This is a genomic window from Erwinia artemisiae, assembly GCF_051400835.1.
In the GTDB taxonomy this organism is placed as follows: Bacteria; Pseudomonadota; Gammaproteobacteria; order Enterobacterales; family Enterobacteriaceae; genus Erwinia; species Erwinia aeris.
The window spans coordinates 152,532-178,621 of the sequence record NZ_JBLFFM010000001.1 but is presented as its reverse complement, the minus strand read 5'-3'; the positions used below and the strand labels follow the sequence as shown (position 1 = coordinate 178,621).

Genomic DNA, 26,090 nt, shown 5'->3' with positions numbered 1-26,090 from the left:
AAGGATGAGAAGCTTCGACCTCGAAGGTTTGACCCGAAGGGCACGGAACGCAGTGACGTGAATCCTTCCCGCACGATGCCATCCTCAGCACCACCATTTCAAACCTCTTTGAATCCCAATGTTTAAGCACAATCTTCCAGATCCCCCACGGGGAAGGATGAGAAGCTTCGACCTCGAAGGTTTGACCCGCAGGGCACGGAACGCAGTGACGTGAATCCTTCCCGCACGATGCCAACCTCAGCACCACCATTTCAGACCTCTTTGAATCCCAATGTTTAAGCACAATCTTCCAGATCCCCCACGGGGAAGGATGAGAAGCTTCGGCCTAATCCTGTAAAGATGTATCAATAAAGTCACGGCGCGCGTTTTTTAAATGCCTTTGGCAAGCGGGATTGATGAAGAATGCCGACCACGGTCACCCCTTCAGGGTTCGGCACGAAAAAGATATAGTGTCTCTCATAAGGCCAGCTACGCACTCCCGGCCAGGTATTATCACTGGCGTCTTCGCCAATGCCGGGATTATCCGCAAGCCTTTGTATAGCAAGACGCATCCCTGTCAAATACGCCTTTGCAGTTTCACGGTTCCAGGTCTCCATTGAATAAGCTTTAATCTCTTCCACGTCCTGCTTTGCATCATCCGTAAGCGTATACTTTCCCATTACAAATCCTTCATGAGCTCATCAAATACGGCTTCGCCATCCTGAACCTGGCCGGCTTCCATCTGCGCAATCGAATGGGCCAACCTTGTGCGTAAGGCTTCCAGTTTCAGCTGTTCGATGACCTCATAATCTGCGGCAGAAACAACAACAACGGCAGGACGACCGTTACGGGTTATGCTGACTGGCTCGCGCTGTGCTTTGGTCATCAAATCACCAAACTGCGTTTTAGCCTGATTGGCGGTAAAACTTAACATAGACGTTCCTCATGGGATAAATGGTGCGGATCGAACGATTCGAGTGAAGATAGAATAACCGAAAACACGACGCCACTCTTTTTTTTGACAAACTCGCCTCTGCTCTGAAGATAAGCCTGTCTGTCGATAGAGTAAAAGCGCGTTAATGACAGCCCGCGCCCGATTCTGCTACCATCCGCACATCTTTTTTCCCGCCACCGGGTGCAGTTATGAAATTCGTCTCTTTTAATATCAATGGGCTGCGCGCCCGCCCTCATCAGCTTGCCGCCCTCGTCGAGCAGCACCAGCCGGACGTCATCGGGCTACAGGAAACCAAAGTCCACGATGACATGTTTCCGCTCGAAGAAGTCGCCAGCCTGGGCTACAACGTGTTTTACCACGGACAGAAAGGCCACTACGGCGTCGCGCTGCTGACTAAAAGCGAGCCGGTAGCGGTACGTCGCGGTTTTCCCGGTGACGATGAGGATGCGCAGCGCCGCCTGATTATGGCGGATATCGCCAGCCCAATCGGCAATATTACCGTGATCAACGGCTACTTCCCTCAGGGCGAGAGCCGCGATCATGCGACAAAATTCCCGGCAAAAGAGAAGTTTTACCGCGATCTGCAAAGCTATCTGGAGCAGGAGCACCAGCCCGGTAATCCTGTACTGATTATGGGCGATATGAATATCAGCACGACCGATCTGGATATTGGTATCGGCGAAGAGAGCCGCAAGCGCTGGCTGCGCACCGGCAAATGTTCCTTCCTGCCGGAAGAGCGGGAATGGATGGATCGCCTGCTGAACTGGGGCCTGGTCGATACCTGGCGCGCGCAGAATTCTGACATCAACGATCGCTTCTCGTGGTTCGATTACCGTTCTAAGGGCTTCGATGACAACCGGGGCCTGCGTATCGATCTGCTGCTGGCAAGCCAGCCGCTGGCCGAGCGCTGCGTAGCAACCGGCATTGATTACGATATCCGCAGCATGGAAAAGCCTTCCGACCACGCGCCCGTCTGGTCCGAATTCCGCTTCTGATGGCGGCTGAACGGCTTGACGTAGTGGCCGCGCTGATTGTACGTCAGGGGAAAATTTTGCTGGCGCAGCGCGGCCCGCATGGCGATCAGGCCGGCCTGTGGGAGTTTCCGGGCGGCAAAGTGGAGGCAGGCGAAAGCCAGCCTCAGGCGCTGCAAAGGGAACTGAAAGAGGAGCTGGGCATTGAGGCCGCTATCGGTGGCTATATCGCCAGCGAAAGCCGGGAAGTCAGCGGGCGGCAGATCCATCTGCACGCCTGGCTGGTAGAAGCCTTTACCGGTGAACCCGGGCTTAACTGTCATCAGGCGCTCGCCTGGTGTTTGCCGCAGGAAGCAATGCGTTACGAGCTGGCGCCAGCGGATATTCCCTTGCTGGCCGCCTGGCTCGCACAGATTACTTAATGGTCTGCCAAATCAGATTATTGGTGCCGTAAGATTTTTCATCGCGGCTGCACTGCAACAGCACGCCTTCCATCTTCACTACCGAGCCTTCCGTATAGCTGCGATTTTGATAGGTACAGCAGCGCAGGCACGGCGGCTGATTGTTCTGCCCCTGCGTCCACGCTTCCGGCGGCATATCCACCATCACATCGGCATTGACGCCGCCGCCCTGCGGCGGTTCCTGCTCATAATCGCCGTGGCCGGTGCTGAGATGCATGCCGCCTGCCGCATACAGCGGAGCACAAAACAGCAGCGCGACCGTGACTAAAATGCTTTTCATCGCTTAATTCCCCTTCGCTTTCGCCGCCTTACGCTGCGGCTTTTTACGGTTACCCGCCGGTGATGGAAGGCCACGGAACGCGTGCGCAGCGGGCTGCTGTCGCGCCTGATCGATCAGAGTATAGAGCGTCCCCACCAGCGGCTGCATAAAATCCTGGTAGCGACACTGCTTCTCACTGATTTTGGTCAGCGTGGATTCCCACTGGGCGGTCATATCCGGACGCGCCGCCATTTCCGGCAGCGAGTGGATCAGCGCGCGCCCGGCGGGAGTCGCATTGATGTAACGCCCTTTCTTAATCAGGAAAGCGCGTTTAAACAGCAGTTCGATAATCCCGGCGCGCGTCGCCTCTGTTCCTAAACCATCGGTCGCACGCAGCACTTTCTTTAGATCTTTATCCTGAACAAATCGCGCAATGCCGGTCATGGCCGATAACAGCGTGGCATCGGTAAAGGCACGAGGCGGCTGAGTCTGCTTGCTGACCACCTCTCCGCTTTCGCACAATAGCTCATCGCCTTTCGCCACTACGGGCAGCGGCGTGCCGTCGTTTTCCTCGTCCCGCTCTTTGCTGCCCAGCAGCGCGCGCCAGCCCGCTTCGGCAAGAAAGCGCGCTTTAGCGATAAATTTCCCGCCCGCGATGTCCAGCTCGATCACGCATTTACGGTAAATGGCATCGGGACAGAACTGCATCAGATACTGCGTGGCGATCAGGCGATAAATATTCGCTTCGTTTTCCGTCAGCCTCACCTGCCCGCTGCGCGCCGTAGGAATAATAGCGTGGTGCGCATCCACCTTCTTATCATCCCAGCAGCGGTTGCGGCGATCGCTGTCAAAATCGGCTGGCGGCGTGAGTTCTGGCTGATGCGCATTGATGGCGTTGAGCACAGCATGCCTGCCGGCAAAATGCTCATCGGGCAGATAGCGGCTGTCCGAACGCGGATAGGTGATGAGCTTATGCGTTTCATAAAGTTTCTGACAGGTATCCAGCACCGTTTGCGCGCTCAGGCCAAAGCGCCTGGCCGCTTCTATCTGTAAAGAAGAAAGCGAGAAAGGCAGCGGCGCGGTGTCGTTCTCGCGCTTGTCGTTATAGCTGGTCACGTGCGCTGGCTGGCCGCCGATACGCGCGACTACGTGCTCGGCGAGCTGGCGATTAAGCAACCGTCCTTCTTCATCCTGATGCGGCTCGCAGGCTTCGCTCGGCTGCCAGGTAGCGACAAAGCGCTCATCCTTCGGCGTGACGATATGCGCCTTTACCTCAAAGAAATCTTTCGGCACGAAATTCTCGATCTCTTCATCGCGCCGTACCACCAGCCCAAGCACCGGCGTCTGCACGCGCCCGACCGACAGCACGCCATCGTAACCGGCATTACGGCCCAGCAGCGTATAGGCGCGGGTCATATTGATGCCGTAAAGCCAGTCCGCCCGCGCCCGCGCCAGCGCCGATACGCACAGAGGGATAAATTCGCGGTTCTCCCGCAGACGATCTATCGCCCTTGAAACGGCCTGTGGGTTCAGATCGTTGATCAGGCAGCGCTGTACCCGCTCGCGCTTCTGCGGCGGCAGCGCCAGATAGTCCAGTACTTCGTCCACCAGCAGCTGCCCTTCTCTGTCCGGGTCGCCCGCGTGTACCACGTCGCTGGCTTTCTCCAACAGCGTTTTAATGACGTTAAGCTGCTTTGCTACGGAAGGACGCGGCTGGAGGCGCCATTTTTCCGGCACGATAGGCAGGTCGGCCAGCGACCAGCGCGCATAGCGGCTATCGTAGCTGTCGGGCTGCGCCTGCTCCAGCAGGTGACCGACGCACCAGGTCACTACATCATCGCTGCCGCAGGCGATATAGCCGTCGCCCCGACGATGCGGCTTGGGTAGAACGTCCGCAATCGCGCGAGCGAGGCTGGGTTTTTCGGCAATAAACAAACGCATCCGGCGATGGCTTCCTTCAGGGGATAACAGTGGGTAGATGGTAGCGTTTTCAACAGACGGTGATAAGCGTTTCACCGTCCGTTCGCTTATTATCCCGGCAAAATGACGGTCAGGCGACTATTCTGCCTTTTTTGAAGGTGACAATCTGTCAGAAATAGCTGACAAAAGGCGTTGTATCGGGCGGAACAAGCGTGGTGGAGGATTTCAACTGCGGCGTGCCTAAATAAAGAAAGCCGACGATGGCGTCCTGCTCGCGGCAGTTAAACGCCTCGCGCACGGCCTGATGCTCGGTCCAGGCGCCGCTGCGCCAGATGCCGTTAAAACCTTGCGCCACGGCCGCCATCTGCATCGCCATCACCGCGCAGCCGGCGGACACCACCTGTTCCCAACGCGGCACCTTATGGTGCTCTTCACAATGGGCCACCACGGTGATAATCATCGGCGCGCGAAACGGCGACTGCTTAGCCTTCTCAATCGCTTTCGGCTCCATATTGTCGTCACGCGCGGCTTTTTCCAGCAGCTGGCTGAAGCGGTCGCGTCCTTCGTTCTCTACAACAATAAAACGCCACGGTTGCAGCGTGCCGTGATCGGGCGCGCGCATCCCGGCGCGGATGATATTTTCCAGCGCTTCTCCGGCGGGCGCAGGTTCGCTTAAACGTGAGGCGGAACGACGGTTGACTACCAGATCCAGTGCGTCCATAACTTACTCCTGATAAGAATGCTGAGCAGCTGAAGCTAGCACAGGATGATGATTTGTTACAGCATTCCGCTTTTTCCTGCTGACAAGTTTGCCCCTGCTCTTTAGGATGTCACCATCCCGACCCGGCACGGGCTGGTTTCCGTCGATTTTCCGGGTTTATTATCGCGATTATGGAGAGACTATGCGCACTTTGTGGCGAGCGATCGCTGGCGTTTTTAAATGGGCCTGGCACCTGCTGAATTTTATTCGGGAATTTATTCTTAATCTTTTCCTGGTGCTGCTGATTTTGATCTGCGCCGTGGTCTATTTTCAGTTCACCAAATCTTCCGCGCCTGTGGAAACGCAGAAAGGCGCGCTGGTGGTCGACCTTGCCGGTGTGATTGTCGACAAGCCTTCGGTCAGCAATAAGCTCAGCAAGATTGGCCGCCAGCTGCTTGGCACCAGCAGCGATCGGCTGAAAGAGAATTCGCTGTTTGACGTCGTGGACGCGATTCGCCAGGCGAAAAGCGATGCCAATATTACCGGCATGGTGCTCGATCTGCGCGATTTCGCCGGGGCCGATCAGCCCTCGCTGAGCTATATGGGCAAAGCGCTGCGCGAATTCCGCGACAGCGGCAAACAGATTTACGCCACGGGCGACAGCTATAGCCAGGCGCAATACTACCTCGCCAGCTTCGCCAATAAGATCTATCTGTCGCCGCAGGGCACGGTCGATTTACACGGTTTCGCCACCAACGGGCTTTACTACAAAACGCTGCTGGACAAGCTGAAGGTCAGCTCGCATGTTTTCCGCGTCGGCACCTATAAGTCGGCGGTAGAGCCTTTCCTGCGCGATGATATGTCGCCTGCCGCGCGTGATGCGGACAGCCGCTGGATTGGCGAGCTGTGGCAAAACTATCTTAATACTGTCGCTGCCAATCGCCAGGTAACGCCGCAGCAGCTGTTCCCGGGCGCACAGGGCGTGCTTGATGGCCTGCAGAAAGTAGGCGGCGATACCGCGCGCTATGCAAAAGATAACAAACTGGTGGATGAACTGGCTTCTCGTTCAGTCGTGGATGCGCAGCTGGGCAAAGTTTTCGGCTGGGACAAGCAGGCGCAGGACTTTAACGGCACCAGCATCTACGATTACCCGCTGAAGGACAAACCGGTGGCCAACGGCAATATTGCCGTCATCATGGCTAACGGCGCGATCATGGACGGCGAGGAAACGCCGGGCAACGTCGGCGGCGATACCACCGCGCTGGCTATTCGCAAGGCGCGCCTGGATGACAAGGTCAAGGCGATTATTCTGCGCGTCAACAGCCCTGGCGGCAGCGTCAGCGCGTCTGAAACCATTCGTGAGGAGCTGGCGGCGGCCAAAGCGGCAGGCAAGCCGGTCGTGGTGTCGATGGGCGGTATGGCGGCTTCCGGCGGCTACTGGATCTCTACGCCGGCGAATTACATTATTGCCAGCCCGAGCACGCTGACTGGCTCTATCGGTATCTTCGGGGTGATCAATACGGTTGAAAACTCGCTGGATGCGATTGGCGTCCATACCGACGGCGTGGCGACTTCGCCGCTGGCGGACGTGACGACGACCAAAGCACTGCCGTCGGAAGTGCAGCAGCTGATGCAGCTGAGCATTGAAAACGGCTATAAAAACTTCCTGGGTCTGGTAGCCAGCTCGCGGGGCAAAACGCCGGAGCAGATCGATCAAATCGCTCAGGGCCACGTCTGGACAGGCAGCGACGCCAAAAGCAATGGCCTGGTCGACGCGCTGGGCGACTTCGACGACGCGGTGGCGAAGGCGGCGGAGCTGGCGCATCTCAAGCAATACCAGCTGAACTGGTATCAGGATGAGCCTGGCTTTATGGATCTGCTGTTCAGCCAGATGGACGCATCCGCACGTGCGGCGCTGCCCGAGGCGCTGCAAGCGTATCTGCCTGCGCCAATGTATGACGTAATGGCCGCGATGAAAAATCAGCCGGGCCTGCTCGACAACCTGAACGACCCGCAGAACCGCTATGCGTTCTGCCTGACCTGTAGCCAGGTCAAATAAGCCGAAAGCAGCCCGCTGGTCGGGCTGCTTTTCCCGGTTTTTCCCCTTATACTGCCCTCTTTTTCAAGCCTGAGTAATCACATGCAAAAAAAATCCATCTATGTAGCCTATACCGGCGGCACCATCGGGATGCAGCGTTCCGAGCATGGCTATGTGCCCGTTTCTGGTCATCTGCAAAATCAGCTGGCGAAGATGCCGGAATTCCATCGTGCCGAAATGCCGGATTTTACCATTCACGAGTACCAGCCGCTGATCGACTCTTCCGATATGACGCCGCAGGACTGGCAAACGATTGCGGATGATATTCAGGCTAATTATGATAATTACGACGGTTTCGTGATCCTGCACGGCACCGATACCATGGCGTTTACCGCCTCCGCGCTCTCTTTTATGCTGGAAAACCTGGCCAAGCCGGTAATTGTGACAGGGTCACAGATCCCACTGGCGGAGCTGCGTTCCGACGGTCAGCAAAACCTGCTTAATTCGCTGTTTGTCGCGGCTAACTATCCCATTAATGAAGTCGCCCTTTTCTTCAATAATCAGCTTTATCGCGGTAACCGCACCACTAAAGCCCATGCCGACGGCTTTAACGCTTTCGCCTCGCCTAACCTGGCGCCGCTACTGGAAGCGGGTATCCATATTCGTCGTCTGAACACGCCTCCGGCTCCTGGGGGCCAGGGACCGCTCATTGTGCGCTCAATTACGCCTCAGCCTGTCGGCGTCGTCACGATCTATCCGGGAATTTCTGCCGACGTGGTGAGCAACTTCCTGCGCCAGCCGGTAAAAGCGCTGATCCTGCGCTCCTACGGGGTTGGCAACGCGCCGCAGAATCCGGCTTTCCTGAAAGAGCTGCAAGAAGCTTCCGATCGCGGCATTGTCGTGGTGAACCTGACGCAATGTATGTCCGGCAAGGTAAACATGGGCGGCTATGCGACGGGGAACGCGCTGGCGCTGGCGGGCGTGGTAAGCGGCTACGATATGACCGTGGAGGCAACGCTGACCAAGCTGCACTTCCTGCTCAGCCAGAACCTTTCCAGCGATGAAGTTCGCCAGCAAATGCAGGTGAATTTGCGCGGTGAGCTGACTCCTGACGAAAAGTGAGATAAGCATGAACCAGGCCCTGATCCTGATCGATCTGCAAAATGATTTTTGCCCCGGCGGCGCGCTGGCCGTGAAGGACGGCGACAGCACACTCGCCGTCGCTAACCAATATGCGGCAGAATTTCATCGGCTTCAGCGGCCGGTGGTGGCAACGCTGGACTGGCATCCGGCTAACCACGGCAGCTTTGCGTCAGTGTCGGGGCAATCGGTGGGCACGCTGGGCGAACTGGACGGCCTGCCGCAAATAGGGTGGCCGGATCATTGCGTGCAGCATAGCGCAGGCGCAGAGCTGCACCCTGAGCTGGATCGGCGCTATCTGACCACACAGATTTATAAAGGCGAGCAGCCGCTTATCGACAGCTATAGCGCATTTTTCGATAACGGCCACCGCAACAAAACAAGGCTGGATAGCTGGCTGAAAAGTCGGGGCGTCACCAGCCTGACGATGATGGGCCTGGCGACGGACTACTGTGTAAAATACAGCGTGCTGGACGCGCTGGCGCTGGGTTATCAGGTTCAGGTCGTCGCCGCAGGCTGTCGGGGCGTAAACCTGTCACCGCAGGACAGTGAAATCGCGCTGGCAGAAATGGCGGCTAAAGGCGCAGTCATTATTTAAACCGCGCCGCAGACGCTGCCTCGTTCGGCGTCGCATCCATGCAGCTTTTAGTCACCAGGCTAAGAGGGCCTGCTCGCCCGGTTATCAATACGTAGCCGAGCTTTATCACGATATCAAACGATGTTAGTGCAGCCTGATAGGCGTGATGTCGTCATCGATGCCAAATTCCTCTTTCAGCTGTTTCTTGCTTTTGGTCACCATCTCGCCGCCCTTGCCCACGCTCATATGCTGCGGCTCGTCGTTGTGACGCGCCTGCCATAGCATCACCAGCTGCAGGCTATTCTCTTTCTGCTCCGGTGTCAGGGCCACGCCGTCGGCCCATTTACCGGTTTCTACCGCCGTAGCCAGGCGCTGATAAACCTCGGGCGTCATGGCAGCAATGATCTCATCCAGCTCCATAACGTCTATCCTTTAATCTGAGTGCCATCTTCATCGGTGAAACTTAATGAAGCGGAATTGACGCAGTAGCGCTCGCCTGTCGGCTGAGGGCCGTCGGGAAAAACGTGCCCCAGATGGGCATCGCAGGTACCGCAACGGATCTCGATTCGCTGCATCCCGTGCGAGTCATCTTCCAGATAGCGGATGGCGTCATCGCTGTAGGGCTGATAAAAACTCGGCCAGCCGCAGCCGGAATCATACTTGGTGCCGGACAGAAACAGCGGCGAGTTGCAAACGAGGCAGTGATAAATCCCTTCGTGCTTGTTATGCAGCAGCTTGCCGGAGTACGGCGGCTCTGTCCCGCGCTGCTGAGTGACGTAGCGCTGCATTTCGTTTAGATCGGTTTCAGGTTTCAGTGGGCGTTCGGCCATATCAGGTATCTCTGGCAAAGTGGTCTGAAGATTTCTACATTCTAACAAATGCATAACAACGTCAGGGGATTTTTCATGCTCAGGCGGAGTCTGAAAGTAAGCAGGCAATGAAATTGTGACCTGGATCACCCTTTAAAATCCCGACCCCTTTATATTCGGGCCGAATGCCCCAAACTAAAGGTAAGACGCTCGTCGCGGAAGGCGTCTTCAGGCGATTATTCCTGCTCCAGGGTTTGATTTGTCGCAACTATTGAAGCGATTCCGCTTGACGCCTGATAAGGTTTTTGTAATTTTACAGCCAACCTTTTATTCACTAACAACAGCTGGTGGAATATATGACTATCAAAGTAGGTATCAACGGTTTTGGCCGCATCGGTCGCATCGTTTTCCGTGCTGCTCAGCAGCGTTCTGACGTAGAAATCGTTGCAATCAACGATCTGCTGGACGCCGAGTACATGGCTTACATGCTGAAGTATGACTCTACTCACGGTCGTTTCGACGGCACCGTAGAAGTTAAAGATGGCCATCTGGTTGTTAACGGCAAAACCATCCGTGTTACCGCTGAAAGAGATCCAGCTAACCTGAAGTGGGACGAAGTCGGTGTTGACGTGGTTGCCGAAGCAACAGGTATCTTCCTGACCGACGAAACCGCTCGTAAACACATCCAGGCTGGCGCGAAGAAAGTTGTTCTGACCGGTCCTTCCAAAGATGACACCCCAATGTTCGTTATGGGTGTTAACCACAAGGCGTATGCTGGCCAGGAAATCGTGTCTAACGCATCCTGCACCACCAACTGCCTGGCACCGCTGGCAAAAGTTATCAACGACAAGTTCGGCATCGTTGAAGCGCTGATGACCACCGTTCACGCTACCACCGCTACCCAGAAAACCGTTGACGGCCCGTCTCACAAAGACTGGCGCGGCGGCCGTGGCGCATCTCAGAACATCATCCCATCTTCTACCGGCGCAGCTAAAGCGGTAGGTAAAGTGATCCCTGAGCTGAACGGCAAACTGACCGGTATGGCTTTCCGCGTACCTACTCCTAACGTTTCCGTGGTTGACCTGACCGCGCGTCTGGCTAAGCCTGCTTCTTACAAAGAAATTTGTGAAGCTATCAAGGCAGCGGCTGAAGGCGAGCTGAAAGGCATCCTGGGCTATACCGAAGACGAAGTGGTTTCTACCGATTTCAACGGCGAAACCCTGACTTCCGTATTCGATGCTAAAGCCGGTATCGCACTGAGCGACACCTTTGTTAAGCTGGTTTCCTGGTACGATAACGAAACCGGTTACTCTAACAAGGTTCTGGATCTGATCGCACATATCGCAAAATAATCGCGATTAGCTGATTCTGAGGGCGACTGCGGTCGCCCTTTTTTTTCGTTGAATAACAGGAGCTCCGATGAACGAAAAACTTTTTTCGCTGCCCGTAGCCGACCAAATCACGCCCTATATTTCACTGCGCTTAATGGGCGAGCTGCCCGTAGTCGTTATCGCGCATCCGAAGGTGCGCGCGGCGGTGACGCTTCAGGGCGCGCAGCTGGTTGCCTGGCAGCCCAGCGGCGAGAAACCGGTTATCTGGCTGAGTGAGAAAACGGCGTGGACGTCTGGCAAAGCCATTCGCGGCGGCGTGCCCGTCTGCTGGCCATGGTTTGGCCCGGCCGGCGAACCGGCGCACGGCTTTGCCCGCTCGCTGCCCTGGACGCTGTCGGCGCACGACGAGAACGAAGAAAGCGTGATGCTGACGCTGACGCTGGAAAGCAGCGAGCAGACGAAAAAATTCTGGCCGCACGATTTTACGCTGTTTGCCCGTTTCCGCTTCAGCGATCGCTGTGAAATTGAGCTGGAAGCGCACGGCGACTTTCAGGCCACCGGTGCCCTGCACACTTACTTTGCCGTTGAGGATATCGCGGGCGTAGAGGTGAGCGGACTGGGTCAGCCTTATATCGATAAGGTAAAAGAGAATGCTGAAGGCCGTGCCGAAAACGGCAGGCAAACCTATCCTGACCGCGTCGATCGCATATTTACCCAGCCGGAAGATTGCAGCACTATCCACGATACGGCGGGTAACAGGATCATAGAGGTTTATCATCACTATCATAGTGACGTTGTCACCTGGAATCCCGGCCCGGCGCTTTCGTGCAGCATGAGCGATATGGCAAACGAAGGCTATAAAAGCATGGTATGCGTGGAAACGGCTCACGTGACGCAGCCCATGGTCAGCGCGGGCGAGTCTCCGGCCCGGCTGGCAACCACGATTAAAGTGCGTAAACGCGCTTAGTGAAGACGGCGGGCCCAATGCCCGCCTGCGGTTCTACACCACGTCCAGCGGCATTTTGCGATTGGGCGGCGGGAAAGCTTCGTTGATTAACGCCAGCTCCTCATTGCTTAACACAACTTCCAGCGCGGCGGCGTTTTCAGCCACGTGCTGCAGCGAACTGGCTTTAGGGATCGCCATCACGCCTTCTTTGCGAATAACCCAGGCCAGCAGCAGCTGCGCCGTCGTAATGCCCTTTTGTTGTGCAATATTGTTCAGAACAGGATGGGTCAGCAAATCGTGCCGCAGTCGGCCAGCCTGCGCCAAAGGGCAATAGGCCATTACCGGGATCGCATGCTGCTGGCAGTCCGGCAATAAATCATACTCAATGCCGCGCGAAGCCAGATGGTAAAGCACCTGATTAGCCGCGCAGGCGTTGCCCCCCTCTTCGGCCAGCAGTTCTTTTAAGTCGCTACTGTCAAAATTTGACACGCCCCAGCGTCGAATTTTGCCTGCCTGCTGTAGCTTTTCCATCGCCGTGATGGTTTCTTCCAGCGGAACAGTGCCGCGCCAGTGGAGAAGATAAAGATCGAGATAGTCAGTTTGCAGACGACGTAAGCTGCGTTCGCAGGCTTCTACGGCATCCACTACGCCCGCGTTCCACGGATAAACTTTTGAAACCAGCCAGGCGCTGTCGCGACGGCCGCGCAGCGCTTCGCCTACCACCTCTTCCGCGCCGCCGTCCGCATACATTTCAGCGGTATCAATCAGCTTCAGCCCGTGCTCAAGGCCGGCCTGCAATGCCGCGACTTCCTGGCCTCGCTTGCTGCTTTCCTCGCCCATATACCAGGTTCCCTGGCCGATAGCCGGTACGCTCTGGTCGGAGAAAGTTACGGTTTTGTTCATCATGCCCTCCTGCACTGTTTCAGATCGCCATCATGATGCAAAAGGGCGCTGAGCGCCCTTTTATGATGCAGCCTTAATTAAAAGGTGTAGCTGATGCCGGTCCAGACGCTGACCTGAGAATCTTTGTCCACCATCGGGCTGTCTTTGACCTCGTCGCTCAGGCGCGTATAGCGACCGGCAACCGTGGCGTTCCAGCTCTGATTAATCGACCAGGCAGCCGTCAGCTCCAGGTAAGGGTTCCAGCTGTCGTCGGCCTCGTAGCTGCGCAATCCGCTACGGCGCGATTCATTCTTAGAAACGCCATAATAGTAATCGTTCTGGTTTTCGCTGCTGTAGAGCGCGCCAATGCCCGGCGTCAGGCTGAAATCGCCGAAGTGGAAGCTGTATAAATAGGTCAGATCCCAGATATAGCCATCGCTGTTATCCAGCATATCGCCAGCCAGCACCGTCCTGATCGTACCCCAGTCAGCCGTATGGCGATAAGCCAGGCCGCCCATCAGCGTCATATGACGCTTATCCAGCGCTTTCAGCTGTTTATTGTCGGTATCATCGGGATCGAAGTTCTGCGGCGAGCCCAACACCGTCAGCGACAGCTGATCCTGTGAATCTTTCCAGAGGTAGTAGCCCGCCGTCAGGCTGCGCACGTAAAAGCTGTCGCCTTCATAGTTAATGACCGGTACCGGGTAATAACGATCGTCTCCGCCTTTATAAGGGCTTTGGCTGTAAATCACCGAGGCGCCAAGCGTTAACGGGTTGGCATGAGCTACGCCAGCGGTAAAACAAACGGGTAAAAGCACGGCAAGCGCGCTAACTTTGAAATAGTTCACAATTAATTCATTCCATAAATATAACAATCAGCAGAGTGAGTTTATCAGTGTTACATCATTTGTTTAAAATTTTAAAGATTCTGCCGCACGCAGAATCAACTTTAACGCTGCCAGCGCCTGAAGATACCAGGCGTGCTTATTTACAAAATCCCGCCAGCCCGCATCAGGCAAGGGGCAGCGCTAAGATCAATTCTGACTTTGTTATTGAAATTGCATCAGAAATGCGAGGAGGTTCAGGAAATTTCCTGAATGCCAACTAAGCTTTAATCAAAGACGCTAAGTTTGAAGAGCAGAGTAACCATCTTTGTTGTGTATCCCGATTAGAAGTCAGGTTGGCATAAGGGTTGCTGTACTCATTATAAGTTCCTTCAGGGGCTTTCCCTCATTAGGCTCCTGGTACCTGTGCTAAAAACGAAAGGACGGGCATCGCTATGAATATATTCGATCACTATCGTCAGCGTTATGAAGCTGCCAAGGACGAAGAGTTCACACTGCAGGAATTTCTTACCGTTTGCCGGCAAGATCGTAGTGCATACGCCAACGCGGCAGAAAGGCTATTAATGGCTATTGGTGAGCCAATAATGGTCGATACTGCTCAGGAGCCACGCCTTTCCCGACTGTTTTCCAATCGCGTCATTGCACGCTATCCCGCCTTTGAGGAGTTTTACGGCATGGAGGAAGCGATTGAGCAAATCGTTTCTTATCTGAAGCATGCCGCGCAGGGGCTGGAAGAGAAGAAACAGATCCTCTATCTGCTGGGCCCGGTGGGCGGCGGTAAATCTTCGCTTGCCGAGCGTCTGAAATCTTTGATGCAGCGCGTACCCATTTACGTGCTCAGCGCCGACGGCGAACGTAGCCCGGTCAACGATCATCCGCTGTGCCTGTTTAACCCGCAGGAAGACGCCAATATCCTTGAAAAAGAGTACGGCGTGCCGCGGCGTTACCTCGGCACCATTATGTCGCCCTGGGCGGCCAAACGGCTGCATGAGTTTGGCGGCGATATCTCCCGCTTTAAAGTTGTAAAAGTCTGGCCGTCGATTCTGGAACAGCTCGCCATTGCCAAAACCGAACCGGGCGATGAAAACAATCAGGATATTTCCGCGCTGGTGGGTAAAGTGGATATCCGCAAACTGGAGAACCACGCACAGAACGATCCGGACGCCTATGGTTACTCTGGCGCGCTGTGCCGGGCTAACCAGGGGATTATGGAATTCGTAGAGATGTTTAAAGCGCCAATCAAGGTGCTGCATCCTTTACTGACGGCGACCCAGGAAGGTAACTATAACGGTACCGAAGGGATTTCCGCCCTGCCTTTCAACGGCATCATTCTGGCGCACTCCAACGAATCAGAATGGGTGACCTTCCGTAATAACAAAAACAACGAGGCGTTTCTTGACCGTGTTTATATCGTCAAGGTGCCTTACTGCCTGCGCGTGTCGGAAGAGATCAAGATCTACGACAAGCTGCTTGACCACAGTGAGCTGACGCACGCGCCATGCGCGCCCGGCACGCTGGAAACGCTGGCGCGCTTCTCCATTCTTTCTCGCCTGAAAGAGCCGGAAAACTCCAGCACCTACTCGAAAATGCGCGTCTATGACGGCGAAAGCCTGAAAGATACCGATCCAAAAGCTAAATCCTACCAGGAATACCGTGATTACGCCGGGGTCGATGAAGGGATGAACGGTTTATCCACCCGCTTCGCCTTTAAAATCCTGTCCCGCGTGTTTAACTTCGATCATACCGAAGTTGCCGCCAACCCGGTGCATCTGTTCTACGTGCTGGAGCAGCAGATTGAACGCGAACAGTTCCCGCAGGATTTAGCCGAAAAATACCTTGAGCACCTGAAAGGCTATCTGATCCCGAAATATGCCGAGTTTATTGGCAAAGAGATCCAGACTGCCTACCTGGAATCTTATTCAGAGTACGGTCAGAATATCTTTGACCGCTACGTAACCTATGCCGATTTCTGGATCCAGGATCAGGAATACCGCGACCCGGATACCGGCCAGCTGTTCGACCGTGAATCGCTGAATGCGGAGCTGGAAAAAATCGAGAAGCCTGCCGGGATCAGCAATCCGAAAGACTTCCGTAACGAAATCGTCAACTTTGTGCTGCGTGCCCGTGCCCACAACAGCGGGCGTAATCCAAACTGGACCAGCTATGAAAAACTGCGCACGGTAATCGAGAAGAAAATGTTCTCGAATACCGAGGAACTGCTGCCGGTTATTTCGTTCAATGCCAAAACGTCCACGGATGAACAGAAAAAACATGATGATTTCGTCGACCGTATGATGGAAAAAGGCTATACCCGCAAGCAGGTTCGTCTGCTGTGCGAATGGTATCTGCGCGTGAGAAAATCATCCTAAACCCGACTTCATAAATGCATTCCCGTGGGTCAGCAAACCTGGCCCAACGGCAACGTTGTTTGGGGGAATTATGGCCTATTTTATCGATCGGCGTCTTAACGGTAAAAACAAAAGCGCGGTGAACCGTCAGCGCTTTTTACGCCGCTATAAGTCGCAAATCAAACAGTCGATCTCCGAGGCCATTAATAAGCGTTCGGTAACCGACGTTGAGAGCGGCGAGTCAGTTTCTATTCCCGTTGATGATATCAACGAACCGGTGTTTCATCAGGGCCGTGGCGGCCAGCGCCATCGTGTGCATCCCGGCAATGACCATTTTGTGCAAAACGATCGTGTTGAACGCCCTCAGGGAGGCGGCGGCGGCGGCGGTAGCGGACAGGGCAATGCCAGTCAGGATGGCGAGGGCAAAGATGAATTCGTCTTTAATATCTCTAAGGATGAGTATCTGGATCTGTTGTTTGAAGATCTGGCCCTGCCGAACCTGAAAAAGAATCAGCATCGTCAGCTGAACGAGTACAAGGTGCATCGCGCCGGCTTCACCTCTAACGGCGTGCCGGCAAATATCAGCGTGGTGCGTTCGCTTCAGAACTCGCTGGCGCGGCGTACGGCTATGACCGCCGGGAAGCGGCGAATGCTGGGCGAGCTGGAGGCCGCGCTGGAAGCCGTGCAGAAAGCCGAACCGGCTCAGCTGCTGGAAGAAGAGCGCCTGCGTCAGGAGATTGCCGACCTGCGCGCCCGTATTAAACGCGTGCCCTTTATCGATACCTTTGACCTGCGCTATAAAAACTTTGAGAAGCGTCCCGAACCGTCCAGCCAGGCCGTGATGTTCTGCCTGATGGACGTTTCCGGCTCCATGGATCAGGCCACCAAAGATATGGCTAAGCGTTTTTATATTCTGCTCTATCTGTTCCTGAGCAGAACCTATAAAAACGTCGAGGTGGTCTATATTCGCCACCATACGCAGGCGAAAGAAGTGGACGAGCAGGAGTTCTTCTACTCGCAGGAAACGGGCGGTACCATTGTTTCCAGCGCCCTGAAGCTGATGGATGAAGTGGTGAAAGAACGTTACGATCCGGCGCAGTGGAATATCTATGCTGCTCAGGCTTCCGATGGCGATAACTGGGCGGACGATTCACCGCTCTGTCATGAAATCCTGGCCAAGCATATTTTGCCGGTAGTGCGTTATTACAGCTACATCGAAATTACCCGCCGCGCCCATCAGACGCTGTGGCGCGAGTATGAGCATTTACAGGCGATGTTCGACAACTTTGCTATCCAACATATTCGTGAGCCGGAAGATATTTATCCGGTATTCCGTGAGCTTTTCCACAAGCAGGCGGAAAACGCCTGAAAGTAGTGATAAATCAGTCAGCATTTCGGGCTGGCTGATTTTCTTACCCGCTTAGCAACATTCAGCGCTGCCTGAAGCCGCCTTTCAACCCCGGGCTATTTACAGCTTTGGCAAAATGACGTGCTGGGCCGGGCAACGTACTTATGCCTGGGTCAGGCAGCAGCCTTCTGAAAAAACCTTGCTCCTGAAGAGTGCATTGCGTTTCGCTTTCGATGCTTAAGCGTTTATACCCTTCCCTTAGCCTTCGCCGCCGTCAGGCCAGGCTTACGCTAAAAACGACGTCCGATGCAACGCTTACCGCTGCTGATTATGCAGTAAATACCTCTTCTTTCTCCCGTTTCGCTCCCATCCTTCCCGCTAGTCCCTCTCAAGCTAACGACATTAATCGTATTCTGATGTCAAAAGCACAGGCTATTTGTTACTATTATTCCCGCGATCGTTCCAGAATTTCTAAATTATCATACACTTGTTAGCTGCAGCAGCAGAAAATACGCCAAAACAGCCGTGGCGAAACAAAATTGCCCCTATTCCCATATTCAGGGTATGCTTACGCCTCGCCATCGACGCAGTTTTTTTATCAGATACAGGAGATTGCCCCATTGGAAGCCAGTGCTATCTATAGTCTGTTTATCATCGGTTCAGTGCTGGTGGCGGCAAGCATCTTGCTCAGTTCCTTCTCTTCAAAGCTCGGCATCCCTATTCTGGTTATTTTCCTCGCGCTGGGCATGTTGGCCGGCGTGGACGGCATTGGCGGCATCGCTTTTGATAATTATCCTGCCGCTTACCTTATCAGTAACCTGGCGCTGGCGGTGATCCTGCTGGATGGCGGAATGCGCACCCAGGCCAGCTCGTTCAAAGTTGCGCTGGGCCCGGCGCTCTCGCTGTCGACCATCGGCGTGCTGATTACGGCCGGGCTGACCGGCATGGCGGCCGCCTGGCTGTTTAACCTGAGCATGATTGAGGGCTTCCTGGTCGGGGCGATTATCGGTTCGACCGACGCGGCGGCCGTATTTTCGCTGCTCGGCGGTAAAGGGCTGAATGAACGCGTCAGCGCCACGCTGGAAATGGAATCCGGCAGCAACGATCCTATGGCGGTGTTCCTGACCATCACGCTGATCGAAATGTTGGAACAGGGTCAGACCGGCCTGAGCTGGATGTTTATCGTGCATCTTATTCAGCAGTTTGGTTTGGGTATCGTGCTGGGCCTGGGCGGCGGCTGGGGGCTGTTGCAGCTGATTAATCGCGTCTCGCTGCCCAGCGGGCTTTATCCGCTGCTGGCCGTCAGCGGGGGCATTCTGGTGTTTGCGCTGACCACCGTGCTGGAAGGCAGCGGCATTCTGGCGGTCTATCTTTGCGGCTTCTGGCTGGGCAATAACCCAATCCGCAACCGGCACGGCATTCTGCAAACCTTTGACGGCATGGCCTGGCTGAGCCAGATCGGTATGTTCCTGGTGTTGGGGCTGCTGGTGAATCCTACCGATCTCTGGAATATCGCCTTACCGGCCATGCTGCTGTCGCTGTGGCTGATCCTGTTTGCCCGTCCGCTCTCCGTTTTTGTCGGCCTGCTGCCGTTTCGTGGATTTACCACGCGTGAGCGCTTCTTTATCAGCTGGGTTGGTCTGCGCGGCGCGGTGCCTATTATCCTGGCGGTTTTCCCGATGATGGCCGGACTGCCGCATGCCTCGCTGTTCTTTAACATCGCATTCTTTGTGGTGCTGGTTTCGCTGATGGTACAGGGAACCTCTCTCAGCTATGCTGCCCGTAAAGCCAGGGTGATCGTGCCGCCTACCGCCTCGCCTGTTTCCCGCGTGGGCCTGGATATCCACCCTGAGAATCCCTGGGAGCAGTTTGTCTACCAGCTGGGCGCTGATAAATGGTGTATCGGCGCCGCGCTACGCGAGCTGAAAATGCCGCGCGAGACGCGTATCGCCGCGCTTTTCCGCGATAATCTGCTGCTGCATCCAACCGGCAATACCCGCCTGCGCGAAGGCGACGTGCTATGCGTGATTGGCCGCGAAAAGGATCTGCCGGAACTGGGTAAACTGTTCAGCCAGTCGCCGCCCGTTTCGCTCGATCAGCGCTTCTTTGGCGACTTTATTCTTCAGGCCGATGCTCGCCTGCACGACGTTTCAGAAATTTACGGTATCGAGCTGGATGAAGAGATGAATATGCAGCAGACGCTCGGGCATCTGGTCGCCAGCATGATCGGCGGCGCGCCGGTGGTCGGCGATCAGGTGGAATGGAAAAACATGATTTGGACCGTGGCGGAAAAGCAGGATAACGAAATAGTGAAAATCGGCGTGCGGATGGCGGAAGAGCGAGAATAATCCTGGGGCCGACTGGCAAATAACGACTACGCTTAAAGTTCGTGTCTAATCCGGAAGGGAGAAAATCATGGGTCATGTCGTAAAGATTGGTCGCTATGAAATTATCGACGCAGAGCTGGATGCGCAAAATGTCGATACGGTCATTATTCCCTGCAAGACCAACCCGGCGCTGAGCTATCAGCTCGACGGGTGGGATAATGAGACCAGCGTGCCCGCCTGGATTGATGGCGAACCTGTCGATCTGGCTATCGGTCACTACGATACCGAGCAGGATCAGTGGGTACTGAAAAAGCCAGCCTGAATCTGAACCAAAGCCGCTTATCTTGCCGCCGCGTTATTTCGCGGCGGTGAGCTATAATAATGTCTTATATTTGTTATACGCCTGTCATAAATTATCTTTTGCAATTTAATTTCCCGCTTCGTTTACTTTCCATTTCCTTTCAAAAAGCATTTTTCCCATTTTAGGAATTACCCGTATTAACTAACTCTCTGCTCTCCTGCATACTCTGTCACTGCTTCATGATGAAACAACGCCGACGTGTTTCATTTATTTAATCTCCTGAAACATACGGCCGTTAACTATTTAATACGCTGAAATTAAAACACTTAATTTCAGTATGATAACCCCTGAACGCGTGCTTGATCCTCGTCAGGTCAGCAATCCCTTATGAAAAGAGAGCAGGCATTATGGCAAGTACTCTGGTACTGAATGACCGTCGCCGCGCATTTAGCGGCACCCGGAAAAACATTATCGCCAAGCTGGCATTAAGTCTTAGCGACTTAATCTCCATTAACCTGGCGCTGTTTTTATCCACGGCAACCGTACGAGGTATTTGGGGGAACCTGGATATATTTCTTCCCCCGCAGGAAGTGCAAATACGCTTTACCGCCCAGTTTGTGATGTCCGTGGTCTGTACGGCCTGGTTCTGGATGCGGCTTCGTCACTATACCTACCGCAAGCCTTTCTGGTTTGAGCTGAAAGAGATCATTAAAACCCTGGTGATTTTCTCCCTGCTCGACCTGGCGCTGATTGCGTTTTCAAAATGGGATTTCTCCCGTCTGCTGTGGAGCTTCACCTGGATCTATGCGCTGGTCCTGGTGCCGCTGCTGCGCTCCAGCGTCAAGCACGCCATTCTGAAAGCGGGACAGTGGCAGAAGCAAACTATCATCATCGGCTCCGGTAAAAACGCCCGCGAAGCCTATGCGGCGCTGCAAAGCGAAGAGATCCTGGGCTATGAGGTAAAAGCTTTTGTCGCCTCTAACGGCCATACCGGCGCGGAAAGCCTGAACGGCGTGCCGGTTATTACCGCGAAGGACATCGTCTGGGACACGGTCGATCTGGAAAACACCCAGTTTATCGTTGCCATGGAGTACGAGCAGCAGGCGATGCGCGATAAGTGGCTCAAGCTGCTGTCGAAAAAGAAATGCCGCAGCGTTTCGGTCGTCCCGACGCTGCGCGGCGTGCCGCTCTACGGCACCGATATGTCTTTTATCTTCAGTCATGAAGTGATGATCCTGCGCGTCAGCAATAACCTGGCCAAACGCTCTTCACGCTTCCTGAAGCGCGTGTTCGACGTGGTGGTCGCCTCGCTGCTGCTGCTGTTCCTGGCCCCGGCTTTCGGCCTGATCTGCTGGCTGGTGGGCCGGGACGGCGGTAACAAAATTTACGGTCACGAACGCGTCGGTCAGGACGGCAAGAAGTTTAAATGCCTGAAGTTCCGCTCAATGGTCACCAACTCGAAAGAGGTGCTGGAAGAGCTGCTGGCAACCAGCGCCGAAGCGCGCGCCGAATGGGATAAAGACTTCAAGCTGAAAAACGATCCGCGCGTAACCAAAATCGGTGCTTTCCTGCGTAAAACCAGCCTGGACGAGCTGCCGCAGCTGTGGAACGTGATCCGTGGCGAGATGAGCCTGGTCGGGCCGCGTCCGGTGATTGAAGCGGAGCTGGAGCGCTACGCGGGCGACGTTGACTATTATCTGATGGCGAAACCGGGGATGACCGGCCTGTGGCAGGTTAGCGGCCGTAACGATATCGACTACGATACCCGCGTCTATTTCGACTCCTGGTATGTGAAAAACTGGGCGCTGTGGACGGATATCGCCATCCTGTTTAAAACGGCTGGCGTGGTGCTGCGTCGCGACGGCGCTTACTGAGTTCCGGGGCGGCTGCTGCGGCACCGCCCCATAAGTTTTCCTTTTCTTTTCTCCCCGTTATCACTACTCTGTGCGGCTTGCTTTTTTTACTGGACGCCGCCGCCTCGATGCAAAAATTCACCTTACTTCTTCTCAGCCTGGTTCTGTTAGCACCGCTTGGCATCGATCTTTATTTGCCTACGCTGCCCGATATCGCGCTTGGGCTGAATACGCCGGTCAGCACCGTGCAAACGACTATTCCTCTGTTTCTGCTGGTGATGGGCCTGGGGCAGATTGTCGCCGGCCCGCTGGTGGATAACCTGGGCAGAAAGCCCGTGGCGCTGGCCGGGCTGCTGCTGTATATCGTTGGCAGCGTGCTGGCCGCCACCGCTTCCGGCTGGCCGCAGTTCCTCTGCGCGCGCGTGGTGCAGGGCTGCGCCGTTTGCTGTACCGCCGTGGTCGCCTTCAGCGGCGTGCGCGACAGGCTTGACGGCGACGATGCCGCCCGCGCCTATGGCTTTCTGAACGGCGCGCTGAATATCGTGCCCGCGCTGGCACCAATGCTGGGCGGCTTTCTTGCCGAGGCCTTTGGCTGGCGCGCGCCCTTCTGGTTTTTAACCGCCTATGCGGTCGTCATTGGTCTGCTGGTGATTTTCTTTTTACCGGAGACCCGCCCGGCAGGCACGCTGGCCGTAAAAGGCATTCCGCTGCGTCAGTACTGGCAGATCCTGCGTCAGCCTCGCTTCCTGGCTTTCGCCTTTGCCAACGCGGGCGCGCTGGGGATGGTATTAACTTACGTCTCGCTGGCGCCGCAGGTGCTGATGACCGAGGGCCAGCTCTCTGCGCTGCAGTTCTCCATCGCCTTTGGCGCCAACGGCTTCTGGATCATGCTGGTCAGCGTGCTGGTGAATAAGATGATCCGCAAGGTGGGTCGCCCGATTTGTCTGGCGACGGGCAGCGTGGCGATGACGCTGGGCGCGGTGATGCTGTTGGGCGGCGTGCTGCTGTTACCGCTGGCATGGCAGCATCACTGGGCGCTCTATATGCTGCCGGTGGCGGTATCCGTCGCCGGGCTGGCTTTTACCGTCGGCCCGGCCACCAGCTACGCGCTGGAGCCCTATCAGAAACAGGCGGGCGTCGCTTCCGCGCTGGCGGGCTTTATCCAGATGGCCGGCGGCGCGTCGGGTGGGCTGTTGGCGATGGCGCTGCCGCTGGCGGAAAAATCCGCGCTGGCGCTGATGATGGTGGTGGGCGCGATACTGACGGGAACGGCCTGGTACTACAGTAAAAAAGTGCGCGGCACGCTGACCGCGCTTTAACTTTAAACGACGTTTACCGGTACACGAGGCGCGAGCGCGCACATCAGCTCATAGCCTACCGTACCGGCCGCTTTTGCCACCTCGTCGATTTTGATGTTGTTACCCCACAGCTCCACCTGAGTACCGATGCCCGCCTGCTGGCAGGGCGTCAAATCCACCGTGATCATATCCATGGAAACCGCGCCGACAATCTGCGTTCTGACGCCATCAACCCAAACCGGCGTGCCGGTTGGCGCATGGCGCGGATAGCCGTCGGCATAGCCGCAGGCAACGATGCCGATACGCTGCTCGTCGCTGGCGCGGTAGCGTGCGCCATACCCTACGCCATCGCCGCGCCTGAGCGACTGGACGCCGATGATTTCACCGTTCAGCGTCATGGCCGGCCGTAGCCCGCTGCTGGCGACATCCTGCCAGTCGCCGCTTGGCGAAGCGCCATAGAGGATAATGCCCGGACGCACCCAGTCGTAATGGGTGTGGCTGTGCCACAGCGTCGCCGCCGAATTCGCCAGCGAGCGCGGGCAGTTCAGCCCTTCCGCCGCCTGATTGATGCGCGCCATCGGCGCCGTCACGCCTTCATTGCTTTCCGCTTCGGCAAAATGCGCCATCAGCGTGATCTCGCCAACGTTCGGCAGCGTTTTAAGCTTGTGCCACACCTGCTGTACCAGCGCGGGCTGAAAGCCAAGACGGTTCATGCCGCTGTTCATTTTCAGGTAAATATCCAGCGGCGCGGAAAGCTTCGCCTTCGCCAGCGCCTGGATCTGCCAGTTGCTGTGCACGCTGGTGGTCAGCCGGTAGCGATCCAGAATGGGCAGCTCATCCGCATGGAAAAAGCCTTCCAGCAGCAGGATGGGCTTATTCCAGCCGCTTTCGCGCAGCAGAATAGCCTCTTCAAGATTCAGCAGCGCAAAACCGTCGGTCTCTGACAGGCTTTGCCAGACGCGAGCGATACCGTGTCCGTAGGCGTTGGCTTTTACCACCGACCAGACGCGGGAGCGAGGAGCAGCCTGGCGGGCGACGGCCAGGTTATGCCGCAACGCGCTGGTGTCGATAGTTGCGACAATAGGACGAGACATAACTTCTCCTGTTATAAGCGGAAACTAGCGCGCGCCGTGCAGTATTGGGCCTGTAGTGGGCAGAAATCCCGGCAGATAGCGCATAACCGATAAATCGTCAGCGGCAATCGCCGGAGCGCGTCCTGAGATAATATCAGAAAGCAGCTGTCCGGAGCCGCAGGCCATGGTCCAACCGAGCGTTCCGTGACCGGTATTCAGATAAAGATTTTTAAACGGCGTGCGGCCGACAATCGGCGTGCCGTCCGGGGTCATCGGACGCAGCCCGGTCCAGAACGTCGCCTGGGCGAGATCGCCGCCCTGCGGATAGAGATCCCGCACCACCATCTCCAGCGTTTCGCGTCTGGCGGGCAGCAGTTTGGTATTGAAGCCGACGATCTCCGCCATGCCGCCCACGCGGATCCGGTTATCAAAACGCGTAATCGCCACTTTATAGGTTTCGTCCAGCACCGTGGAAACGGGCGCTGCCTCCGGATTGGTAATCGGGATAGTCAGCGAATAGCCTTTCAGCGGATAAACAGGGATAGCGATAATGTCGCGGAGCAGCGAAGTGGAATAAGAGCCGAACGCTACTACGTACGCGTCCGCCGTCACGATCTCAGCGCCGCATTTCACGCCGACAATCTGGTTATGCTCCTGCAGCAGCGCGTCGACGGGCGTATTAAAGCGGAAAGTCACGCCTGCCGCCTTCGCCATCTCCGCCAGCCGACGAGTAAACAGCTGACAGTCGCCGGTTTCGTCGTTAGGCAGGCGCAGACCGCCGGTCAGCAGATGCCTGGTCGTCGCCAGCGCGGGTTCCGCTTCGGCCAGCTGGCTGGCTTCCAGCAGTTCATAGGGCACGCCCGCCTCTTTTAATACCGCAATATCCTTGGTGGCGCTTTCAAACTGCTGCGCGGTGCGGAAAAGCTGCAGCGTTCCCCCCTGGCGTCCCTCATAGGCAATACCCGTCTCATGGCGCAGCGCCTTCATGCAGTCGCGGCTGTATTCGGCGATGCGCACCATGCGGCTTTTATTTTCCTGATAGTGGCGCATATCGCAGTTACGCAGCATTTGCCACATCCAGGCCAGCTGGAAACGGCTGCCGTCCGGGCGGATAGCCAGCGGCGCATGACGCTGAAACATCCATTTTATCGCCTTCAGCGGCACGCCGGGCGCCGCCCACGGTGCCGCATAGCCGGGCGAAATTTGTCCCGCGTTGCCCGCGCTGGTTTCCAGCGCCACGTCGGGCTGACGGTCGATAACCGTCACCTCATGCCCGCTTTGGGCCAGATACCAGGCGCTGGCCACGCCCACCACGCCACTTCCCAGAATGACAACTCGCATCGCTACTCCACCGCCGGTTTCTTAAAGATGAATACACTGGATACAGGCGGCCGCTGCGGTGAAAAAAGCTGCGGGATGACAGCGGACGCCCTGTAAAAATATTGCCCTTCTTTTTTACCCTGGGCGGGAATAAAAACAAGATGCCGATGATAAATCGGAGTTTAATATTGCAATAGTTGCGACGGCAGCAGCAAATAATCATGAAGGCGCTATTTATTCCTTTCCGCAGCAGAATATGATTACGCCATATTTTCCGCTTATATACAGGATATTATCCTGTCCGGATTATTATTTTTTGCGCTTTGCCTGACGTTAAAATGATTTTCCGGCTTCCGCTCTATTTTCTGCCGAAGATTTCCATTGTATTCCCCTGAGCGATCGGAGAGAG

At 55.8% G+C, this 26,090-nt stretch carries 25 protein-coding genes; 14 read left to right on the top strand and 11 right to left on the bottom strand.

What is annotated here, in order from left to right; all coding sequences use genetic code 11:
- Window positions 1–353 precede the first annotated feature (353 nt).
- Together ACMGEE_RS00875 and ACMGEE_RS00870 are read right to left on the bottom strand one after the other, a co-directional pair.
- Window positions 354–659, bottom strand: a complete 306-nt coding sequence (locus ACMGEE_RS00875; RefSeq protein ID WP_253453769.1) for a type II toxin-antitoxin system RelE/ParE family toxin — start codon at window positions 657–659, stop codon at window positions 354–356.
- Window positions 659–913 carry a type II toxin-antitoxin system Phd/YefM family antitoxin gene (locus ACMGEE_RS00870; RefSeq protein ID WP_253453767.1) on the bottom strand — a complete coding sequence of 85 codons (255 nt, stop codon included), beginning with the start codon at window positions 911–913 and terminating at the stop codon, window positions 659–661. Before ACMGEE_RS00870 ends, ACMGEE_RS00875 begins: the two co-directional genes overlap by 1 nt.
- 209 nt (window positions 914–1,122) lie before the next feature.
- Between ACMGEE_RS00870 and xthA the strand changes: the two genes are divergently transcribed.
- Window positions 1,123–1,929: an exodeoxyribonuclease III gene (gene xthA / locus ACMGEE_RS00865; RefSeq protein WP_436829486.1), complete on the top strand. Its 807-nt coding sequence runs from the start codon at window positions 1,123–1,125 to the stop codon at window positions 1,927–1,929.
- Entirely contained in the window at window positions 1,929–2,327 is a 399-nt protein-coding gene (locus ACMGEE_RS00860; RefSeq protein WP_253453763.1) for a pyrimidine (deoxy)nucleoside triphosphate diphosphatase, read from the top strand. Before xthA ends, ACMGEE_RS00860 begins: the two co-directional genes overlap by 1 nt.
- Here the strand turns inward: ACMGEE_RS00860 and ACMGEE_RS00855 are convergent.
- The 3 genes from ACMGEE_RS00855 to ACMGEE_RS00845 form a co-directional block, all read right to left on the bottom strand.
- On the bottom strand, window positions 2,320–2,583 hold the full coding sequence (locus tag ACMGEE_RS00855) for a YnjH family protein (protein ID WP_369894824.1): 264 nt from the start codon (window positions 2,581–2,583) through the stop codon (window positions 2,320–2,322). The genes ACMGEE_RS00860 and ACMGEE_RS00855 overlap by 8 nt on opposite strands.
- Window positions 2,584–2,649: 66 nt before the next feature.
- On the bottom strand, window positions 2,650–4,566 hold the full coding sequence (locus ACMGEE_RS00850) for a DNA topoisomerase III (protein ID WP_253453760.1): 1,917 nt from the start codon (window positions 4,564–4,566) through the stop codon (window positions 2,650–2,652).
- Between the two features lie 148 nt (window positions 4,567–4,714).
- Window positions 4,715–5,266 carry an NAD(P)H nitroreductase gene (locus ACMGEE_RS00845; protein WP_301252746.1) on the bottom strand — a complete coding sequence of 184 codons (552 nt, stop codon included), beginning with the start codon at window positions 5,264–5,266 and terminating at the stop codon, window positions 4,715–4,717.
- Window positions 5,267–5,447: 181 nt separating this feature from the next.
- Between ACMGEE_RS00845 and sppA the strand changes: the two genes are divergently transcribed.
- From sppA to pncA, 3 genes are all read left to right on the top strand, one after another.
- Window positions 5,448–7,304 (top strand): signal peptide peptidase SppA, encoded by a 1,857-nt coding sequence (gene sppA / locus ACMGEE_RS00840; protein ID WP_436829485.1) that lies wholly within the window; start codon window positions 5,448–5,450, stop codon window positions 7,302–7,304.
- A gap of 81 nt (window positions 7,305–7,385) precedes the next feature.
- Window positions 7,386–8,405: an asparaginase gene (ansA, locus tag ACMGEE_RS00835; RefSeq protein ID WP_253453753.1), complete on the top strand. Its 1,020-nt coding sequence runs from the start codon at window positions 7,386–7,388 to the stop codon at window positions 8,403–8,405.
- A gap of 7 nt (window positions 8,406–8,412) precedes the next feature.
- Window positions 8,413–9,021 (top strand): bifunctional nicotinamidase/pyrazinamidase, encoded by a 609-nt coding sequence (gene pncA / locus ACMGEE_RS00830; RefSeq protein WP_253453750.1) that lies wholly within the window; start codon window positions 8,413–8,415, stop codon window positions 9,019–9,021.
- 123 nt (window positions 9,022–9,144) lie between these two features.
- On the opposite strand, the gene ACMGEE_RS00825 is transcribed toward pncA, so the two are convergent.
- Both ACMGEE_RS00825 and msrB read right to left on the bottom strand, forming a co-directional pair.
- Window positions 9,145–9,420 (bottom strand): YeaC family protein, encoded by a 276-nt coding sequence (locus tag ACMGEE_RS00825; protein ID WP_253453748.1) that lies wholly within the window; start codon window positions 9,418–9,420, stop codon window positions 9,145–9,147.
- Between the two features lie 5 nt (window positions 9,421–9,425).
- Entirely contained in the window at window positions 9,426–9,830 is a 405-nt protein-coding gene (msrB, locus tag ACMGEE_RS00820) for a peptide-methionine (R)-S-oxide reductase MsrB (RefSeq protein WP_125287764.1), read from the bottom strand.
- Between the two features lie 335 nt (window positions 9,831–10,165).
- Between msrB and gapA the strand changes: the two genes are divergently transcribed.
- Together gapA and ACMGEE_RS00810 are read left to right on the top strand one after the other, a co-directional pair.
- Window positions 10,166–11,161, top strand: a complete 996-nt coding sequence (gene gapA / locus ACMGEE_RS00815; protein ID WP_199746355.1) for a glyceraldehyde-3-phosphate dehydrogenase — start codon at window positions 10,166–10,168, stop codon at window positions 11,159–11,161.
- 67 nt (window positions 11,162–11,228) lie between these two features.
- The gene (locus ACMGEE_RS00810) at window positions 11,229–12,107 is read left to right on the top strand and encodes a D-hexose-6-phosphate mutarotase (RefSeq protein ID WP_253453746.1); all 879 of its coding nucleotides are present in this window, start codon (window positions 11,229–11,231) and stop codon (window positions 12,105–12,107) included.
- Window positions 12,108–12,140: 33 nt separating this feature from the next.
- Here the strand turns inward: ACMGEE_RS00810 and ACMGEE_RS00805 are convergent, their stop codons facing one another.
- Both ACMGEE_RS00805 and ACMGEE_RS00800 read right to left on the bottom strand, forming a co-directional pair.
- The gene (locus ACMGEE_RS00805; RefSeq protein ID WP_436829740.1) at window positions 12,141–12,989 is read right to left on the bottom strand and encodes an aldo/keto reductase; all 849 of its coding nucleotides are present in this window, start codon (window positions 12,987–12,989) and stop codon (window positions 12,141–12,143) included.
- A 77-nt stretch (window positions 12,990–13,066) separates the two neighbouring features.
- Window positions 13,067–13,816, bottom strand: coding sequence for a MipA/OmpV family protein (locus ACMGEE_RS00800; RefSeq protein WP_436829484.1), 750 nt, complete (start codon window positions 13,814–13,816; stop codon window positions 13,067–13,069).
- Between the two features lie 47 nt (window positions 13,817–13,863).
- Here ACMGEE_RS00800 and ACMGEE_RS00795 point away from each other — a divergent pair, with 47 nt between their 5' ends.
- From ACMGEE_RS00795 to ACMGEE_RS00765, 7 genes are all read left to right on the top strand, one after another.
- Window positions 13,864–14,076 (top strand): hypothetical protein, encoded by a 213-nt coding sequence (locus ACMGEE_RS00795; protein WP_253453740.1) that lies wholly within the window; start codon window positions 13,864–13,866, stop codon window positions 14,074–14,076.
- A 171-nt stretch (window positions 14,077–14,247) separates the two neighbouring features.
- Window positions 14,248–16,182 carry a protein kinase YeaG gene (gene yeaG / locus ACMGEE_RS00790; RefSeq protein ID WP_125287770.1) on the top strand — a complete coding sequence of 645 codons (1,935 nt, stop codon included), beginning with the start codon at window positions 14,248–14,250 and terminating at the stop codon, window positions 16,180–16,182.
- A 70-nt stretch (window positions 16,183–16,252) separates the two neighbouring features.
- On the top strand, window positions 16,253–17,530 hold the full coding sequence (locus ACMGEE_RS00785) for a YeaH/YhbH family protein (protein WP_436829483.1): 1,278 nt from the start codon (window positions 16,253–16,255) through the stop codon (window positions 17,528–17,530).
- A 599-nt stretch (window positions 17,531–18,129) separates the two neighbouring features.
- A complete protein-coding gene (locus ACMGEE_RS00780) occupies window positions 18,130–19,857 on the top strand; it encodes a potassium/proton antiporter (protein ID WP_436829482.1) in 1,728 nt (575 codons plus the stop codon).
- 67 nt (window positions 19,858–19,924) lie between these two features.
- Complete coding sequence (locus tag ACMGEE_RS00775) at window positions 19,925–20,158, top strand: DUF1480 family protein (protein ID WP_253453735.1); 234 nt, start codon at window positions 19,925–19,927, stop codon at window positions 20,156–20,158.
- A gap of 386 nt (window positions 20,159–20,544) precedes the next feature.
- Window positions 20,545–22,011, top strand: a complete 1,467-nt coding sequence (gene wbaP / locus ACMGEE_RS00770) for an undecaprenyl-phosphate galactose phosphotransferase WbaP (protein WP_253453732.1) — start codon at window positions 20,545–20,547, stop codon at window positions 22,009–22,011.
- Between the two features lie 107 nt (window positions 22,012–22,118).
- Window positions 22,119–23,309, top strand: coding sequence for a multidrug effflux MFS transporter (locus ACMGEE_RS00765; RefSeq protein WP_301252775.1), 1,191 nt, complete (start codon window positions 22,119–22,121; stop codon window positions 23,307–23,309).
- Between the two features lie 2 nt (window positions 23,310–23,311).
- On the opposite strand, the gene dadX is transcribed toward ACMGEE_RS00765, so the two are convergent.
- A complete protein-coding gene (dadX, locus tag ACMGEE_RS00760) occupies window positions 23,312–24,382 on the bottom strand; it encodes a catabolic alanine racemase DadX (protein ID WP_436829481.1) in 1,071 nt (356 codons plus the stop codon).
- 24 nt (window positions 24,383–24,406) lie between these two features.
- The gene (locus tag ACMGEE_RS00755) at window positions 24,407–25,702 is read right to left on the bottom strand and encodes a D-amino acid dehydrogenase (protein WP_253453724.1); all 1,296 of its coding nucleotides are present in this window, start codon (window positions 25,700–25,702) and stop codon (window positions 24,407–24,409) included.
- Window positions 25,703–26,090: the final 388 nt, after the last annotated feature.

Bases quoted from the DNA above. Each gene is read 5' to 3' on its own strand.
- ACMGEE_RS00875 (WP_253453769.1), bottom strand. From the start codon at position 659: ATGGGAAAGTATACGCTTACGGATGATGCAAAGCAGGACGTGGAAGAG.
- ACMGEE_RS00870 (WP_253453767.1), bottom strand. From the start codon at position 913: ATGTTAAGTTTTACCGCCAATCAGGCTAAAACGCAGTTTGGTGATTTG.
- xthA (WP_436829486.1), top strand. From the start codon at position 1,123: ATGAAATTCGTCTCTTTTAATATCAATGGGCTGCGCGCCCGCCCTCAT.
- ACMGEE_RS00860 (WP_253453763.1), top strand. From the start codon at position 1,929: ATGGCGGCTGAACGGCTTGACGTAGTGGCCGCGCTGATTGTACGTCAG.
- ACMGEE_RS00855 (WP_369894824.1), bottom strand. From the start codon at position 2,583: ATGCATCTCAGCACCGGCCACGGCGATTATGAGCAGGAACCGCCGCAG.
- ACMGEE_RS00850 (WP_253453760.1), bottom strand. From the start codon at position 4,566: ATGCGTTTGTTTATTGCCGAAAAACCCAGCCTCGCTCGCGCGATTGCG.
- ACMGEE_RS00845 (WP_301252746.1), bottom strand. From the start codon at position 5,266: ATGGACGCACTGGATCTGGTAGTCAACCGTCGTTCCGCCTCACGTTTA.
- sppA (WP_436829485.1), top strand. From the start codon at position 5,448: ATGCGCACTTTGTGGCGAGCGATCGCTGGCGTTTTTAAATGGGCCTGG.
- ansA (WP_253453753.1), top strand. From the start codon at position 7,386: ATGCAAAAAAAATCCATCTATGTAGCCTATACCGGCGGCACCATCGGG.
- pncA (WP_253453750.1), top strand. From the start codon at position 8,413: ATGAACCAGGCCCTGATCCTGATCGATCTGCAAAATGATTTTTGCCCC.
- ACMGEE_RS00825 (WP_253453748.1), bottom strand. From the start codon at position 9,420: ATGGAGCTGGATGAGATCATTGCTGCCATGACGCCCGAGGTTTATCAG.
- msrB (WP_125287764.1), bottom strand. From the start codon at position 9,830: ATGGCCGAACGCCCACTGAAACCTGAAACCGATCTAAACGAAATGCAG.
- gapA (WP_199746355.1), top strand. From the start codon at position 10,166: ATGACTATCAAAGTAGGTATCAACGGTTTTGGCCGCATCGGTCGCATC.
- ACMGEE_RS00810 (WP_253453746.1), top strand. From the start codon at position 11,229: ATGAACGAAAAACTTTTTTCGCTGCCCGTAGCCGACCAAATCACGCCC.
- ACMGEE_RS00805 (WP_436829740.1), bottom strand. From the start codon at position 12,989: ATGAACAAAACCGTAACTTTCTCCGACCAGAGCGTACCGGCTATCGGC.
- yeaG (WP_125287770.1), top strand. From the start codon at position 14,248: ATGAATATATTCGATCACTATCGTCAGCGTTATGAAGCTGCCAAGGAC.
- ACMGEE_RS00785 (WP_436829483.1), top strand. From the start codon at position 16,253: ATGGCCTATTTTATCGATCGGCGTCTTAACGGTAAAAACAAAAGCGCG.
- ACMGEE_RS00775 (WP_253453735.1), top strand. From the start codon at position 19,925: ATGGGTCATGTCGTAAAGATTGGTCGCTATGAAATTATCGACGCAGAG.
- wbaP (WP_253453732.1), top strand. From the start codon at position 20,545: ATGGCAAGTACTCTGGTACTGAATGACCGTCGCCGCGCATTTAGCGGC.
- ACMGEE_RS00765 (WP_301252775.1), top strand. From the start codon at position 22,119: ATGCAAAAATTCACCTTACTTCTTCTCAGCCTGGTTCTGTTAGCACCG.
- dadX (WP_436829481.1), bottom strand. From the start codon at position 24,382: ATGTCTCGTCCTATTGTCGCAACTATCGACACCAGCGCGTTGCGGCAT.
- ACMGEE_RS00755 (WP_253453724.1), bottom strand. From the start codon at position 25,702: ATGCGAGTTGTCATTCTGGGAAGTGGCGTGGTGGGCGTGGCCAGCGCC.